Genomic DNA, 15529 nt, shown 5'->3' on the forward strand with positions numbered 1-15529 from the left:
ATGTCCTCACTCAGGGTGTCCACGCCCTGGTTCGAAGAGACCGGCGGGGAGAGTTCCTGGCTCCCGGGGGACTTCCTTCCCCGGTGACAGTGGCGGGACCGCGCCGGATTCACACCGGCTTCCTCTCCTGACGCCTCTTGGCTCCGGCAGTCCACCACGGGCTCAGAACAGCCGTCAACTTGCTGTTGACCTGCGGAGGGAGAGTGTGCGAAGGCCCACACGCACGTGGGGTGCGGGACGGTGATCCGTCCCGCACCCCACGTGAAGTGATGCCGGTCTTACCCGACTTGCGCCGGTTGTGTCCGCCGTCAGGCGACGATGAGGTAGATCCCGTACGCCACCGCCGCCGCGCAGGCGGCGAAGCAGGCGTACGCGGTGGTGACCGCGAGGGCCGCGGACCCGCCCTGCGCGCCGCCGGACTCCCGCTTGGAGAGGCCGACGATGCCGAGGGTGAAGAGGCCGACGAGGGCCACGGTGACCACGAGGCTGACTCCGAAGACGGAGCCGAGGGCTGCCCAGTCGATGTTCATGCTGTTCGTTCCTTAGACCGTGGCCGGGCGGGTGGGCTCGGTGGTGGGGCCGGAGTCCGGGGCCGGGATGGTGGCCGTCAGGCTCACCGGGCCGGCCGGCGGCGGGGTGACCGCGGCGATCGCGGTGGTGACGACACCCGCGGGCTCGGTGTCGGTCCCGTTGACGTTGTCCATGGTGACCGGCTGGCGGCGCGAGAGGGTCCAGATGACCGCGGCACCGGCCACGAGCAGCGTGCCCGTCGCGATGATGCCCCAGGTGCCCTGCTGGGTGAGGAACTCGGCGCCGGCGCCGACGAGGCCGGCGGCGGGCAGGGTCAGGCCCCAGGCGATGAACATGCGGGTCGCGGTCGACCAGCGGACGACGCCGCCCTTGCGGCCGAGGCCGGAGCCCATGACCGCGCCGGAGCAGGACTGGGTGGTGGAGAGCGAGAAGCCCAGGTGCGAGGAGGCCAGGATGACCGTGGCGGCGCTGGTCTGGGCGGCGAAGCCCTGCGGCGGCGCGAGGTCGGTGAGGCCCTTGCCCATGGTGCGGATGATGCGCCAGCCGCCGAGGTAGGTGCCGAGGGCGATGGCCATACCGGCCGAGACGATGACCCAGGTGGGAGGGTTGGAGCCCGGCGCGAGCACGCCGCCGGTGACCAGGGCGAGGGTGATGATGCCCATCGTCTTCTGCGCGTCGTTCGTGCCGTGGGCGAGCGAGACCAGGCCGGCGGAGGCGATCTGGCCGGCGCGGTAGCCCTTGGCGGTCGCCTTCTCGTCGGCGCGCTGGCCGATCCTGTACGTCAGGCGGGTGGCGAGCATCGCGGCGAGTCCGGCCACGACGGGCGCGGCGACCGCGGGGATGAGCACCTTGGTGACGACGGTCGAGCCGTTCACCGACGACCAGCCGGCCGACATGACCGCGGCGCCGATGAGGCCGCCGAAGAGTGCGTGGGAGGAGCTGGAGGGCAGACCCAGGAGCCAGGTCAGCAGATTCCACAGGATGGCGCCGACGAGCGCCGCGAATATGACCTCCGTGCGGATGCCTTCTTCGTTGATGATGCCGCCGGAGATCGTCTTGGCGACCTCCACGGAGAGGAAGGCGCCGACGAGGTTCAGCGCGGCGGACATCGCCACCGCCGTCTTGGGCTTCAGAGCGCCGGTCGAGATGGTCGTCGCCATCGCGTTGGCAGTGTCGTGGAAACCGTTCGTGAAATCGAACACGAGAGCGGTAACGATCACGATCCCGAGGAGAAGCGTGATGTGTTCCATTTACCCAGGCTTCTGTTGGACGTCAGTGGCAAGTGGAACGTAGGCAACCTGGGTGAACGGAAGATGAACTGGGGCGGGCGGAGCGGTGACCCGATCGGCATGCGGTCATTCCGCTTGTGTGCGAGTGGCGTGCGCCGGGCCCCGACAGAGGCGGAATTCCGGGCTCCGCTAGCCCCTCGCGAACGTCCGCAGACCGCTCGGGGAACCGTTGAAGAGATTCTGGTCACCCGGCAGGCGTCCGCCGTTGTCGTACTGCCAGAACGTCCAGTACGTCCACCCCGCCGGCAGCGGCCCCGCGTCAGCCGAGTCGTAGCGAGCGATCCACAGCGCGTGGTCCGCGGCGAAGGCGGGGCTGGCCCCGGTGCAGTCGTTCCACCAGTGCGTGGTCGTGTAGATCACCGGCCGGCGGCCCGTCGCCCGCTCGACGCCGTCGCTGAACGCCCGGATCCACTTCACCATCGCGGCCCTGCCCAGGCCGTAGCACTTCCTCCCGTACGGGTTGTACTCGATGTCGAGCGCGGGCGGCAGCGTCCAGCCGTCCGGCCGCCAGTCACCTCCGTTGCGCACGAAGAACGCTGCCTGCGCGCCGCCCGAGGACCTGTCCGGGAGGGCGAAGTGGTACGCGCCGCGCAGGAGGCCCGCCGCGCGCGAGCCGTCGTACTGGCGGCCGAAGTACGGGTTCCGGTAGCCGGTCGACTCGGTCGCCTTCACGTAGACGAACCGGGCACCCCGGGCCTTCGCGGCCGGCCAGTCGACGTTCTTCTGGTGCGAGGAGACGTCGTGCCCCCGCGGCTTGCCCGCCGCCGCCACCGGCGCCCCGGCCAGCGCGGCCCCACCGGCCACGAGCACGGCCACGGCGGCCGCGACGGCGCGGACCCGGCGACGGGACGGGTGGTGCACACGGGCCATGTTTTCCCCCACGGGACTGCGACACGCCACGACAAAACCCCCAGAGGCTACTGGAAAATCGACGCCCCTCTGACCATCCGTGTCCACCCCGTCACGACAGGTGATGGCGCCGGTCAACCGTCCGTCCGGGTGCACGCGTTCGGCACGGACACCCCTGCCGTCGGCAGCCGCAGGCGGACGCCCGGTCCTGGCAGGATCGCGTCATGGCTGAACAGCGGCGGGACCCCGGGGACGACCGGCCGGGCCGGGACGGGACTCCGGGCGGCGGAGGAGACGGGACCGGGCAGGGCCTGGGGGAGCGGCCGGGCGAGGGCCGGGGGAAGCGGCCCGACGAGGACCCGGGGGAGCGGCCGGGTGAGGGCCCGGGGGAGCGGCTCGGAACACAGGCGGGGAGGCGGTCTGCGGAGGACCCCGGGGAGCACGTCGCGGAGGACCCCGGAGAGCGGCTCGCGGAGGCGTGGAGCGAACTGGTGGCGACGGCCCGCCGCACCGTGGCCGACGGGCTGGTCGTCGGGACGTCGGGCAACGTCTCGGTGCGCGTCGGGGACACCGTCCTGGTCACGCCCTCGGGCGTGCCGTACGACCGGCTGACACCCGCGGACCTCGTCGCCGTCACCCTCGACGGCCGCCGGGTGCGCGGTGCGCTGCCGCCGACGAGCGAACTGCCGATGCATCTCGCCGTCTACCGCGCCACCGACGCGCGCGCCGTCGTGCACACCCACGCCGTCCACGCCACGGCCGTCTCGACGCTCGTCAGCGAGCTGCCGCTGATCCACTACATGTCCGGCGCGCTCGGCGGACCGGTCCGCGTCGCCCCGTACGCGACGTACGGCACCGAGGAACTGGCGGAGAACATGCTCCGGGCCCTCTCCGGCCGCTCGGCCTGCCTCCTGCGGAACCACGGCACCGTCGCCCATGGCGCCACCCTCGACCAGGCCTACGACCGCACGGCCCAGCTGGAGTGGATGTGCCGCGTCTGGCTCACCGCGTCCTCCGTCCCCGGCCTGACCCCGTCCCTGCTGACCTCCGCCCAGTTGGAGGAGGCGACCCGGCGACTGGCCCGCTACGGCCGCCCGCGCGAGGAGGACCGGGACCCGCGTCAGGGCTGACGCCCGCCCCGACGGGACGGGAAGGCCCCTGACGGCGGCCTCATGTTGGTCTCGTGGGGTCTCCCGGGGCCTTACGGGAGCCCGGCGTGACCTCGCGACGGCCTCGCGGTGACCCCCGTGGCTGCCTCGCGGCGGTCCCGGGAGACCTCCACGAGTTTCGTAGGGGTCTCCCGGGGGCCTCACAGGAGCCCAGCGTGTCCTCGCGACGGCCTCGCGGTGACTCCATGGCCACCTCGCGACGGCCCAAGGCGGCCTCCGCGACGGCTTCGCGGTGGCCCCGTGGCCACTCACGGCGGTGCCGGGCGGCCTCGCGGTGGCCCACGGCGACCTCACGGCGGGCCTGGGGCAGCCCGGGGGCCCGGAGCGGGAGGGCGCCCAGAGCGGCCCTGAAGTGGCCCCCGGCGGCCTGGGGCGGCCGCATGGTGGCCTTGCGGTGGCCTCACGGCGACGGCACGGCAACGAGGAGCGGACGCCGGGAGCGGAGGCCGCGCGCCCGGGCGATCACCCGCACCAGTCCGGCCCGCGGCCCGCGCCCGGGAAAACGCGAGGACCCGCCCGCTGGCCGACAGAGGGCTCCCCCGGGAGACTGGACCGGTGCGCACTGTCAAAGCGACGGCCGCCGCCGTCACCGTTGCCCTCGCCGCAGGCGCGGCCTCCGTAGCCGCCGGCCGGTACGCCAGCGATGCCGCGCTGAAGGCGCCACCGGGCCGTCCCCTCCCCACCGAACCCCGCCTCACCGTGCACTCCACGGCCGCCGGCCAGATCGCCCTCACCCGGGCCCTGGCCTCGCTGCGCCCGGGTACCTACGGACTCGGCGGCGACGGCTCCCACGCGGTCGTCGGCCCGGTCCTGGACGGTGCCCCGCACCCCGCGGACACGGTCGTACGCCGCCTGGAACGCGTCACCCACGGCACCATGGAACCCGGCGACAAGGTCTGGCTGACCCCGAACGTGTACGTGGGCGACCCGGCCGGCGCCCTCGGCCTGGAGCACGCCGACGTGGACGTGCCCGGCGAGCTCGGCGCCCTCCCGGCGTGGTTCCTGCCCGGCGCCCGCGAGACCTGGGTGATCACCGTGCACGGCCTGGGCACCACCCGCGAGCACCCGATGAACGTCATGCCGTTCCTCCAGCGCCAGCACCTGCCGGTGCTCGACCTCGCCTACCGGGGCGACCTCGGCGCACCCCGCTCGCAGGACGGGCTGAACCACCTCGGCGAGACCGAGTGGCGAGACCTGGACGCCGCCATCCGCTACGCGGTGCGCTACGGGGCCGAGAAGGTCGTCCTCCACGGCTGGTCGACCGGCGCCACCATGGCGCTGCACGCCGCCGCGCACTCCGCGCTGCGCGACCGCATCTCCGGGCTCGTCCTGGACTCGCCGGTGCTCAGCTGGGAGACGACGCTGCGCGCCCTGGCCTCGGCCCGCCGCACGCCCGCCGCGCTGCTGCCCCTCGCGGTGCGCGCCGCCCAGGGACGCACCAGCCCGCACGGCGACCGCATCCGTGAGGTCGTGGACCCGGCCCGGCTCACGGTCCCGACCCTGCTGGTGCACGGCCCCGACGACGTGATCGCGCCGTGGGGCCCCTCGCGCCGCCTCGCGGCGCTCCGCCCCGACCTCGTCACCCTGCACACCGTCCGGCACGCCCCGCACGGCGCCATGTGGAACGCCGACCCGGCCGGCTACGAGGAGACACTCCGCCGCTTCCTCACCCCGCTGATGTGACCCACCGGGGCGCCCGTCGTACGGCGGGCGCCCCGGCCCCTGCTTGAGGGGCGCCCCGGCATTTGTCGACGGGGCGCCCGGCGCCCCCAGCCAGGCTCGGCCCGCCCTCGCCGCCGGGCGTCCCGCCAACGCCGCCCAGGAGCCCGCCCCGGCAACCCCCCGGGATGCCACCACTCGCCCGCCAGGCGCCCCCGGGCTGGCTCGGGGCGCCAAGCGGGATGCCCCGGCATTCGCCCGCCAGGCGGCCGGCCCCCCCCCCCCGCCGGGGCCGGCGCGGCCTCTGGGGGGGGGGCGGGTGGGGGCCGGGCCCGCCGGGGCCGCGGGGGGGGGGGGCCCCGGGGCGCCCGACGCCGCCGCGCTCGTGCGGCAGGCCGGCTGAGGGAGCGGCCGCCCGCCGGGCCGGTACCGCCCGGCGGGCCCCGCACGCGCGCAGCAGCGGGGAGAGGTTCGACGCCGCTGGGCCGGGGACGCCGCTGTCGACATGGCGACACCGGCGTCGGCGATATCCGGAACGCCGGTGCCGACCGGGCCCGTCGGCGGCGCGGATTGCGTTGACTGTCACCTGCTCATGGGGTGCGTACGCATGTGTTCCCTCGTGAGGTCACGGGGCCTCGGCGATTCGTGCGTCACCGTCCAGGCGTGCACGGGACAGTGAATCGACGAGCATCTTGGCTCGACGGCTCCCTGAAGTGCACTTCTTGCATCTCGAAGCGTCACCGCCCAGCATGGTGACATGATGCACGCATTCCCTGGAGGTGCCCCGGCGCTCGATTTCGCGGGAACACTGCGCTACAGGCACCGCTCCGTACCTCGTGAAGACCTGAACTCGGCCGAAAGCCTCGGTGTCTGGTTCCGCGAGAGCGGCATCACCGAGTACGAGATCCCCTGCGAGTTCTCCGACCTTCGTGAGGCGCTGCAGCTCAGGGAGGCGGTCCACCGGCTGATCCTCGACAGGATGGCCCGCGACGCCTACGCCCCGGACGCCCTGGCGCTCGTGAACGACTACGCCCGTCGGCCCATGCCGGTTCCGCAGCTCACGCGGTCCGGCCGTCAGGTCGAGGCGTCACTCCAGCAGGCGTTCGCCGCCGTGGCGCAGAACGCGGTCTCGGTGCTCGGCGGACCGGAGGCGTCGCTGCTCAAGGAGTGCGGCAACCCGGAGTGCTCGCAGGTCTACGTCGACCGGTCGCGGGGAGCGCTGCGGGAGTGGTGCGCCATGGACCCGTGCGGCAACCGGATGAAGGCCGCGGCCTACCGTGCCCGCAAGCGGCTGAGCGGGCGGAAGGCGACGGCGACCGTGCGCCCGTGAGGGCGCGACTGCCGGTTCGGGTCGCCCTGCCGCTGCGGCCGCGCTGTCGCCCCGTTGGGGCGGTCACGCATCAGGGCGAGCGAACCCGCCGCTTCAGGTCTGGCAACTGACTGAACGGGCGGCCGTGCGGACGGGCTTGGCCAGGCGTCAAGCCCTTATGTGGCCACCTTCTGCAAGGCGGCGGCGAGTTCCTTCAGGTCAAAGTCCTTGAGGTGGTCGAGGAAGTGGCGGCGCACGGCGGCCAGGTTCGTCGGCCACGCCTCCTCCAGCCGCGCCAGACCGGCGTCGGTCAGCTCAGCCTTCCAGCTGCGCGCGTCCAGGTCGCACTGCACCCGGCCGATGAGGTCCTGGCTCATCAGCCGGCGCACGATGCGGGTCATGCCACTGCACGACATGGCGCACCCCTCCGCGAGTTCACCCATCCTCAGCCGCCGATCGGGTGCCTCGGACAGGTGCATCAGCGTCAGGTACTCGGTGGCAGACAGCCGCTGCTCACGGGCCATCTCGCCGTCGATGGCGTTGGGCAGGGCGTAGATGAGGTGGGGCAGGGACCGCACGACGGCCTCTTCGTCCGGGTCGAGCGGGCGCACCTCTTCCGTGCGTGCCGAGTTCCGTGTCACGGGCGGTCCTCCTCCTACGTGGGCAGCGCGCCGCGTCTCTGGCCGGGGCGGCTCAGGGCCCCGCGCCGGACGGACGGTCTCAGCTGCGCAGCGTCGCGCCGCGCGGGTTCGACCGGCACCTGGCCGGCAGGGCAGCGGGCGCACTCATCATGGCATATTGCTACGCGAAGCAATTTATTGTAGCGTGCCGCGGAGTGGCCGTGCGGCCCGATGCCCGTCCCGAGACCGGTGGTGGCGTGTACACGAGCTTCTTTCCCCGCCCCTCTAGTCTCGCGGGCTGAGCGCCACACCTCCACACGCTCCGGCCGGGAACCCCCGTCCGTCCTGTGACGGGTGCAGAGGTGCCGGCGGGAGCCCGTCGGCGGTACGCCGGATGACCGGTCACCAATTTCCTTCGTCGAGCAAGTAAAGTGGGTCCATGTCACGCGTCGCACCGCAGTCAGAGCCGTTGAAGCCCCTCACGCCGGACGAAGAGGCCGTCGTACGGTCCCTCAGCCGCGTCATCTACACGCTGCCGCGTGCCATCGACGCCGACATGATCCGCGAGCAGCGGATCTCCCTCGTCGAGTACCTGGCGATGATGAATCTCTCCGAGGCTCCGAACAGGCAGCTGCGCATGAGCGACCTCGCCGGTGCGATCGACATGTCGCTCAGCGGGATCACCCGCCTGGCGAGCCGGCTGGAGGCCCAGGGGCTCATCCAGCGCGTCCGCTCCGCGGAGGACGCCCGCGGCTACAACGCCATCCTCACCGACGAGGGCTTCGCCCGGCTCGAAGAGGCGTGGCCGAGCAACCTGGCCTCTGTGCGCCGCCACTTCCTCGACCACCTGACCGGGCTCGACCTGAAGAAGCTCGCGGCCGCCCTGAACAACATCGGGACCTGACCACAGCCGGGTCTCTCCTCGTTCGGCGTCCGCTCCCGCGTCCAGCTCTCCACCACCTCCACCTCCACGGTGCGCGGCCACCTCTGCGCGCCCCCGATCCCAGGAGGACTCGGCCATGCTCGAAGCGGCTGGCCTCACACCCGCCGAGGAGACCGTCTACCGGCTCCTGGTCGCCACGTCGACCGCCTCGGTCGAGGAGATCGCGTCACACTCCCGCTTCGCCCTCGCCGAAGCCGAGTCCGTTCTCGCCGCGCTCGTGGGCAAAGGGCTCGCCAGCACCAGTGACAGCGCCCCCTTTCGTTTCGTGGCGTCCCCTCCCGACGTCACGCTGCTCCCGCGGCTGCAGCGCCGGGCCGAGGCGCTGGACGAGGCCCGGACCGCCGTCACCGAGCTCCTGGGCAGTTACCGCAGCAGCCGCCGGCACCAGGACCCCGGGCACCTCATCGAAGTCATCACCGGCGCCGAGGCGATGCGCCAGCACCTGCGCCACCTGCAGGGCAACGCCCGCCATGAGCTGCTGTGGTTCTGCAAGGCCCAGTACGTGGCCATGTCGTCGGGGAGCAACCACGCGGAGTACGAGGCGCTGGCGCGCGGCGTCCGCTACCGGGTCGTCTACGAGCGGGCCTTCTTCGATGATCCCGGCGCCGTCGATAACGTTGTCGCGGGCGTGCAGGCCGGCGAGCTGGCCCGCTCCGTACCCCATCTCCCGCTGCGGCTTGCCATAGCCGACCGGGAGATGGCCATCTGCCCGCTGGTGCCCGGGGGGCCTTTCGGCAGCCCCGGTGAGCCGACGGCCGCACTGCTGAGGGGCAGCAGTCTCCTGGAGGCGCTGATCGCCCTCTTCGAGCGGTACTGGGAGGACGCCGTCCCCCTGGACATCAGCGCGTCCGGCGCCATCGACGGCGCGACCGGCACCGATCACGCCGAGAGCGCCGACGTCCTGCGTGAGACCGACCGCAGACTCCTCGCCTTCCTGGTCGCGGGCATCACCGACAAGGCGATCGCCAGCCAGATGGGACTGAGCCGGCGTACCGTCCAGCGCCGCATCCAGCACATGATGGCCCTGGCGGGCGCCGTGACCCGTATGCAACTGGCCTGGCAGGCCGCCCGCCGAGGCTGGCTCTAGAGCGGGCGGCGACCCGGGGGTCGGTTATGGATCCGGCCGGGGTCGGTTCCGCGGCGGACCGGCGCCGTACCCCGAAGCGTGCGGGGCCCGGCGCGGTGAGCGCACAGGTCCGCATCCACCGTACGTGCGAGGAGGTGGGGGGTGAGTCCTTGCCATCCGGAAGATAGGAGCATATGCTCCTATTGGTGGTGCGGGCCGATGAGGCCCTGTCGGTGACGGCGGTCGGCCGACAGTAATTGAGCGGCCCGACAGAGAGCGCACCCCTCACCCCGCGGCCGATCGAGCCGCAGGTCGGTCGTGTCCCCGCTCGAGCGGCAGACGCAACCCGACGTCATCCAGGACCGCACAATTGATGAGGAGCTTTGCCATGACTGTTGTGAAGGCAGCCGCGGTACAGATCAGTCCGGTGCTCTACAGCCGCGCCGGGACGATCGAGAAGGTGGTCGGCAAGATCCGCGAACTGGGGCGCCAAGGGGTTGAGTTCGCGGTCTTTCCGGAGACCGTCGTCCCCTACTACCCCTACTTCTCCTTCGTGCAGCCCCCGTACGCGCAGGCCACGGAGCACCTGCGCCTGCTGGAGGAGTCGGTGACCGTGCCCTCCGCCGACACCGACGCGATCGGCGACGCGGCCCGCGAGGCCGGCATGGTCGTCGCCATCGGCGTCAACGAGCGCGACGGCGGCACCATTTACAACACCCAGCTCCTCTTCGACGCCGACGGCACCCTCATCCAGCGCCGCCGCAAGATCACGCCGACCTACCACGAGCGCATGGTCTGGGGTCAGGGAGACGGATCGGGGCTGCGCGCGGTCGACAGCTCCGTGGGCCGCATCGGCCAGCTCGCCTGCTGGGAGCACTACCAGCCGCTGGCCCGCCACGCCCTCATCGCCGACGGCGAGCAGATCCACGCGGCGATGTACCCCGGCGCCTTCGGCGGTGAACTCTTCGCCGAGCAGATCGAGGTCAACATCCGCCAGCACGCCCTGGAATCGGCCGCCTTCGTCGTCAACGCCACCGCGTGGCTCGACGCCGACCAGCAGGCGCAGATCGCCAAGGACACCGGCGGTCCCGTCCAGGCGGTCTCGGGCGGATTCTTCACCGCCATCGTCGACCCCGAGGGCAAGCTCGTCGGTGAGCCCTTGACCTCCGGCGAGGGCGAGGTCATTGCCGACCTCGACCTCGCCCTCATCGACCGCCGCAAGCGCCTGATGGACGCGAGTGGCCACTACAGCCGCCCCGAACTGCTCAGCCTGAACATCGACCGCTCGCCGGCCCCCCACGTCCACGAGCGCGGTGCCCGGGTCGCCCCGGACACGTGCGCGGCCGAAGAAGGGCGCTCCGCAGACGCCAAGTGAGCTGCCGACGCGGCCACTTCACACGCGGACCGGGTGGCCTGCGCCGCAGTGTTCCCGACGGGCGAGGCATGGGTCCGCCGGGGATGTGCGACGTCGTCCCGCCCCGGGCCGTAGCCCCGCGGCGCGGCGGGGAACGTCCGGCGTGCATGCGTCCCGGGCGGCTCGGCGGGGGAGCGGAAAGCGAAACGTCCCGAACGGAAGCGGCATCCGTCCCTCGGGGGATGCCGCTTCCGTTCGGGACGCGCGGTCCGTCCGTCAGCGCAGGACGGCGCCGAAGACGATCGTGAAGAAGGACTCGAACGGCTTCGCCGAGCGGTCGGTCCTGGTGGCGATCAGGGTGCCTTCCCATGCGTTGAGCACGAAGGCGGCCAGAGTGGCGGCGTCCTGCGCCTTGGACACCTCGCCCGCCTCCTGGGCGTCGAGGATGGCCCCCGCCAGCGCCTCGCGCCAGTAGCTGAAGCTCTCCAGCACGCTGGCCCGCACGGCCTCGCTGTGGTCGGCCACCTCGACCGCCATGTCACCGACCATGCAGCCGCGGGCGAAACCGGCGTCGAGGTTCTCGTCGCGGAGGAACTCGAAGTGCCGGCGCACCCGGGCGAGCGGGGCCACCGAGCCGTCGGCCAGCATGTCCAGCCGGCGACTCGCGCCGTAGCGCTCCAGCGCCACGACGGCCAGGGCTTCCTTGCTCTCGAAATGGTTGTAGAAGGACCCCTTGGGAGCACCGGCCGCGTCGGTGATGTCCTTCACGCCGGTGGCCGCGTACCCGTGCGAATGGAAGCGGTCGACGGCTGCCTCGATGATGTTTTCCCGCAAACTGGCCCGAGCCACGATGACGTCTCCTAGCAAGATGGTCGATCGTCTTAGGGTACCACTTGCGCCCGCGCGGCCAGGGGGCGGCCGTGGTCGTCTCGCTGCCCGCTCAAGCCGTCGCGGCCACCGATATGGGCTGTGTAAGCGGGTTGGCTCCATCTCGCTCGCCCGGCGTGGGCCGAGTCACCCCCTCGACAGGTGTGCGTCCGTTGCTTTTAAGACGACCGGTCGTTATGGTCGGGTCATTCGTCCGGAACGGACACTCCATCGCGAATGAGGACCCCATGACCGACCTCACCACCACTGTCATCGACGCCCACGGCGGCCTGGACCGGTACGAGCGGTACCGCACGGTCACGGCCGCCATCCGTACCGGCGGCGGCCTGTGGGAGCTGAAGGGGAAGAGCGGCATTCTCGACTCGGCCACCGTGCGGGTCGGCCTCGATCCCCACGAGCAGTACGCCAGCCACAGCCCTTTCACCGCGCCCGACCTGCGCACGTCCTTCACCGCCCGGCGCGTGGCCGTGGAGAACGACCGCGGTGAGGTGCGGGCCGCGCGGCTCGACCCGCGTGCGTCCTTCGACGGTCACACCCTGGAGACCCCCTGGGACGACCTGCACCTCGCCTACTTCGCCGGCTACGCGATGTGGACCTACCTGACCAGCCCGTTCACGTTCGCCTCGCCCGAGTTCACGACAGAGGAACTGGCGCCCGTGACCGAGGACGGTGCCACGCTGCGGCGGCTGAAGGTGACCTTCCCCGACAGCATCGCCACGCACTCCAAGGAGCAGGTCTTCTACTTCGACGAGGCCGGGCTGCTGCGCCGGCACGACTACACGGCCGAGGTCCTCAACGCCGGGCCGGCCGCGCACTACACCTCGGAGTACAAGGAGTTCGGCGGGATCATGGTCCCGACCAAGCGGCGCGTCCACCCGATCGGTGAGGACGGTGCCCCGATCCGGGACATCGAGCTCGTCACCATCGACATCGACGACGTCGTCTTCTCCTGATCTGGCCGAGGGCCATCCCGGCCCGTATGTGTACACGGGGGGCTGCGGCGCGTAGCGGAATGCTCCGAGCTCGCAGTCCCCTGGAGGTGTCATTCCTCCTCGCTCGCCCGGGTGCAGTCCGCCCCAAGACGGCTTGCTTGTTCGTCGCTCACCTGTCGAAACGGTGAGTCATGGCGGCGTTATGGGCGACTCGCCGACCGGCCGTCCATGCGCCGATTCACCGTGATGTGATGCCGGCAATCGCCCGCGGACACGGTCTCGAATTGTCCAGCTCGGGTGACGGCGGACACTTCGTCACCACATTGACTGGTGACGAATTGGCGTGGCAGCATGCGTACACCGCTTCAGGGGGTGACGGCTCGCTGTCGACGAGTCGGCTGTCGAAGTCGGCCGCGAGCGGCGCAGGTCCGGTCGCCGCGGGCTGACCGGGCAGCCGGATCGGGCACCACCCGGCACCCCCGTCGTACGAACCCGCGCACACCCACGGCCGCACGGTGGCCACGTATGCGCCGCTGTCGCCGCGAGGCGAAGGACTGGTGGTCATGACTGGGAAGTCGAAACGTCCGGCCGACGGGGCGCCGATGGCGCGCCGGGCCATGCTGGGCATGTTCGCCGCGGGGGCCGCCGGCCTCGTCGGTGCCCCCTACCTGCAGAACGGCTGGGAGCGGTTCCTCGCGTCCTCCTCCCAGGTCGACCCGACCGGCATCACCGGCCTGCTGCCCAACCCGGGTGGTTTTCGGTACTTCAGCGTCGTCACGTCGGTCCCGCACAAGGACGCGACGAACTACGAACTGACCATCGACGGCCTGGTGGACCGGCCGACGTCCTACACGCTCGCCGAGCTGCGCGCGATGCCGCAGACCCGGGTCGTCGCCGACGTGGTGTGCACCGACGGGTGGCGCGTGGACGACACGCCGTTCAGCGGCGTGAAGTTGTCGGACCTCCTGGACGCCGCGGGAGTGCGGTCCAAGGGCACGGCCGTCCACTTCACGTGCTTCGACGGGGCCTACACCGAGAGCCTCACCCTCGAACAGGCGCGCAGAGCCGACGTGTTGGTCGCTCTCGACATGCAGGACAAGCCCATCACGCACGCCCATGGCGGGCCGGTCCGCCTCTTCGTCGCGCCGATGTACTTCTACAAGTCGGCCAAGTGGCTGTCCGGCATCACGGTCACCAGCACGGTGGAACCCGGTTATTGGGAGGAACGCGGCTATGACGTCGACGGTTGGCTCGACGGGGCCGACAGGGACCGGGCCGCGGCCTGACCGCTCGGGGAGGGTCCGGCGCTTCACCCGCGCCGAGCGCCTGGTGCACCGTTCGACCGGCTGGCTGGTGCTCCTCTGCCTGGTGACGGCCGCCTGCCTCTACATCGGGCCCGTCGCCCAACTCGTCGGCAGACGCTACCTGGTGTCCACCGTGCACAAGTGGTCGGGGCTCCTGATCCCCGTCCCGGTGCTGCTGGGCCTCTTCTCGGCCGAGATGCGGGCGGACCTGCGCCGGCTCAACCGCTTCGCCGAGTACGACAGGCAGTGGCTGCGCGCCGTCCGCCACCGGCTGAAGTCGCCCGACTCACGGCCGGCCGGCAAGTTCAACGCGGGGCAGAAGCTCTACGCGGGCTGGATCGCCGGTGCCGTCCTGGTCATGCTGCTCACCGGGCTGCTGATGTGGTTCATGGGCTTCCTGCCGTTCATCTCCCGCACCAGCGCGATCTTCGTCCACGACGTCGTCGCCTGGGCGATCACCTTCGTGGTCCTCGCCCACAGGCGGAAGGCCAGGGCGGATCCCGGGGCTCTGGAGGGGATGCGGACCGGATACGTCGACCGCGCCTGGGCCGCTCGTCTGCACCCCCGGTGGCTCTCGGACGATCCGGCCCAGGACAAGCGCCGGACCCGGTCCCAGGACAAGGACCGCCTCCAGTCCCGCGGCAAGGACCGACTTGAGTACGGGGGCAAGGCCGGGCCTGCGAGCGAGGGCGGAGACCGGCCCGCGGAATGCGAGAACTGAGACCGTTGAGGGACCACGCACGGCGACAGAGCCGGCAAAGCGGCAAAGAAGTCTGAGCGGCAAAGGCCGCCCCACCGCACCCGGTGGGGCGGCCTTCCGCTGTCGACAGGGCCGGAGGACCAAGCGGTCCGCCCTGTGTCCGCTCGGGGCAAGAGCCGCCGTGGACCGGTGAGTTCCGGCGTCCCCGGGCGTCGGACACGCGCAGGGGCCCCGTACACGCGGGGTGCGTGTACGGGGCCTGCGGGGCGGGGGAGGGGCCGGTCGCGCCGGTCCGGCGGGGTCAGACGGCGACGGCGTTGATGGTCACCGGTATGTTGCCGCGAATCGCCTTGGAGTACGGGCAGATCTGGTGGGCGGCCTCGGCGAGTTCGGTGGCCTGCTCCTGGCTCACGCCGCCGACCTGGAGGTTGAGGACGGCGGCCAGGGAGAAGCCGTCGTCGCCGTGGTTCAGCGTCATGTCGGTGTCGATCTCGGTGCTGGCCAGACGGATCTTGCGCTCGGCCGCCGCGACCCGGACCGCGCCCAGGAAGCAGGCCGCCCAGCCGGCCGCGAACAGCTGCTCGGGGTTGGTCGCCGTACCGGCCCCGCCCAGTTCCTTGGGCAGTGCCAGGTCGGTCTCCAGCAGACCGTCGTCGGACCGGGCGCGCCCGCCGTTACGGCCTTCGCCGGTGACCTTCACGTGGGCGGTGTAGTTCGGCATGACAAATCCTCTACGAAAGACGGGGACGCGGGCGGAAGCCCGTACGTCGGTGAACCTCTCGGCAGCCGCTTCTAGCGTCACCTGCTCGATCGGTGACTTCATAGTGCCCAAAACGAGCGTCACCTGTCAAGGCGGTGACGCACCTAGGAGGGTTTCGGGAACGTCGCCGTCCCGCCGGGTTTCTCCCGGCGGGAC

General features: G+C 71.7%; 15 protein-coding genes and 1 riboswitch. Of the genes, 9 read left to right on the forward strand and 6 right to left on the reverse strand.

Annotated elements, in window-relative coordinates:
* Nucleotides 1-30 precede the first annotated feature (30 nt).
* Nucleotides 31-171: riboswitch (cobalamin riboswitch) on the reverse strand.
* Between the two features lie 137 nt (nucleotides 172-308).
* From ACWGIS_RS30315 to ACWGIS_RS30325, 3 genes are all read right to left on the reverse strand, one after another.
* Nucleotides 309-530 (reverse strand): hypothetical protein, encoded by a 222-nt coding sequence (locus tag ACWGIS_RS30315; RefSeq protein WP_453365664.1) that lies wholly within the window; start codon nucleotides 528-530, stop codon nucleotides 309-311.
* Nucleotides 531-542: 12 nt separating this feature from the next.
* Nucleotides 543-1781, reverse strand: a complete 1239-nt coding sequence (locus ACWGIS_RS30320) for an anion permease (RefSeq protein ID WP_453365665.1) — start codon at nucleotides 1779-1781, stop codon at nucleotides 543-545.
* Nucleotides 1782-1949: 168 nt separating this feature from the next.
* Nucleotides 1950-2690 carry a lysozyme gene (locus tag ACWGIS_RS30325; RefSeq protein WP_453365666.1) on the reverse strand — a complete coding sequence of 247 codons (741 nt, stop codon included), beginning with the start codon at nucleotides 2688-2690 and terminating at the stop codon, nucleotides 1950-1952.
* Between the two features lie 203 nt (nucleotides 2691-2893).
* Here ACWGIS_RS30325 and ACWGIS_RS30330 point away from each other — a divergent pair, with 203 nt between their 5' ends.
* The 3 genes from ACWGIS_RS30330 (at nucleotide 2894) to ACWGIS_RS30340 (ending at nucleotide 6827) form a co-directional block, all read left to right on the forward strand.
* Nucleotides 2894-3799, forward strand: a complete 906-nt coding sequence (locus tag ACWGIS_RS30330; RefSeq protein WP_453365667.1) for a class II aldolase/adducin family protein — start codon at nucleotides 2894-2896, stop codon at nucleotides 3797-3799.
* 594 nt (nucleotides 3800-4393) lie between these two features.
* Nucleotides 4394-5521, forward strand: coding sequence for an alpha/beta hydrolase family protein (locus tag ACWGIS_RS30335; RefSeq protein WP_453365668.1), 1128 nt, complete (start codon nucleotides 4394-4396; stop codon nucleotides 5519-5521).
* Nucleotides 5522-6254: 733 nt separating this feature from the next.
* A complete protein-coding gene (locus ACWGIS_RS30340) occupies nucleotides 6255-6827 on the forward strand; it encodes a CGNR zinc finger domain-containing protein (protein WP_453365669.1) in 573 nt (190 codons plus the stop codon).
* A 155-nt stretch (nucleotides 6828-6982) separates the two neighbouring features.
* Here ACWGIS_RS30340 and ACWGIS_RS30345 read toward each other — a convergent pair whose 3' ends face one another.
* Nucleotides 6983-7447 carry a MarR family winged helix-turn-helix transcriptional regulator gene (locus ACWGIS_RS30345; RefSeq protein ID WP_453365670.1) on the reverse strand — a complete coding sequence of 155 codons (465 nt, stop codon included), beginning with the start codon at nucleotides 7445-7447 and terminating at the stop codon, nucleotides 6983-6985.
* Between the two features lie 418 nt (nucleotides 7448-7865).
* On the opposite strand from ACWGIS_RS30345, the gene ACWGIS_RS30350 reads away from it, so the two are divergent.
* The 3 genes from ACWGIS_RS30350 to ACWGIS_RS30360 all read left to right on the forward strand — a co-directional run bounded on the left by ACWGIS_RS30350 (nucleotide 7866) and on the right by ACWGIS_RS30360 (nucleotide 10810).
* Nucleotides 7866-8330, forward strand: a complete 465-nt coding sequence (locus ACWGIS_RS30350; RefSeq protein ID WP_453365671.1) for a MarR family winged helix-turn-helix transcriptional regulator — start codon at nucleotides 7866-7868, stop codon at nucleotides 8328-8330.
* Between the two features lie 115 nt (nucleotides 8331-8445).
* On the forward strand, nucleotides 8446-9456 hold the full coding sequence (locus ACWGIS_RS30355; RefSeq protein ID WP_453365672.1) for a helix-turn-helix transcriptional regulator: 1011 nt from the start codon (nucleotides 8446-8448) through the stop codon (nucleotides 9454-9456).
* 367 nt (nucleotides 9457-9823) lie between these two features.
* Nucleotides 9824-10810, forward strand: coding sequence for a nitrilase-related carbon-nitrogen hydrolase (locus ACWGIS_RS30360; protein WP_453365673.1), 987 nt, complete (start codon nucleotides 9824-9826; stop codon nucleotides 10808-10810).
* A gap of 255 nt (nucleotides 10811-11065) precedes the next feature.
* On the opposite strand, the gene ACWGIS_RS30365 is transcribed toward ACWGIS_RS30360, so the two are convergent.
* Nucleotides 11066-11638, reverse strand: coding sequence for a TetR family transcriptional regulator C-terminal domain-containing protein (locus ACWGIS_RS30365; RefSeq protein ID WP_453365674.1), 573 nt, complete (start codon nucleotides 11636-11638; stop codon nucleotides 11066-11068).
* 266 nt (nucleotides 11639-11904) lie between these two features.
* Here ACWGIS_RS30365 and ACWGIS_RS30370 point away from each other — a divergent pair, with 266 nt between their 5' ends.
* The 3 genes from ACWGIS_RS30370 to ACWGIS_RS30380 all read left to right on the forward strand — a co-directional run bounded on the left by ACWGIS_RS30370 (nucleotide 11905) and on the right by ACWGIS_RS30380 (nucleotide 14634).
* Entirely contained in the window at nucleotides 11905-12630 is a 726-nt protein-coding gene (locus tag ACWGIS_RS30370) for a hypothetical protein (RefSeq protein WP_453365675.1), read from the forward strand.
* Between the two features lie 542 nt (nucleotides 12631-13172).
* Nucleotides 13173-13895, forward strand: coding sequence for a molybdopterin-dependent oxidoreductase (locus tag ACWGIS_RS30375; RefSeq protein WP_453365676.1), 723 nt, complete (start codon nucleotides 13173-13175; stop codon nucleotides 13893-13895).
* Nucleotides 13843-14634, forward strand: a complete 792-nt coding sequence (locus tag ACWGIS_RS30380; RefSeq protein ID WP_453365677.1) for a cytochrome b/b6 domain-containing protein — start codon at nucleotides 13843-13845, stop codon at nucleotides 14632-14634. Before ACWGIS_RS30375 ends, ACWGIS_RS30380 begins: the two co-directional genes overlap by 53 nt.
* A 280-nt stretch (nucleotides 14635-14914) precedes the next feature.
* Here the strand turns inward: ACWGIS_RS30380 and ACWGIS_RS30385 are convergent, their stop codons facing one another.
* Complete coding sequence (locus ACWGIS_RS30385; RefSeq protein WP_453365678.1) at nucleotides 14915-15334, reverse strand: organic hydroperoxide resistance protein; 420 nt, start codon at nucleotides 15332-15334, stop codon at nucleotides 14915-14917.
* Between the last annotated feature and the right edge of the window lie 195 nt (nucleotides 15335-15529).

The organism is Streptomyces sp. NPDC054842 (genome assembly GCF_053611025.1).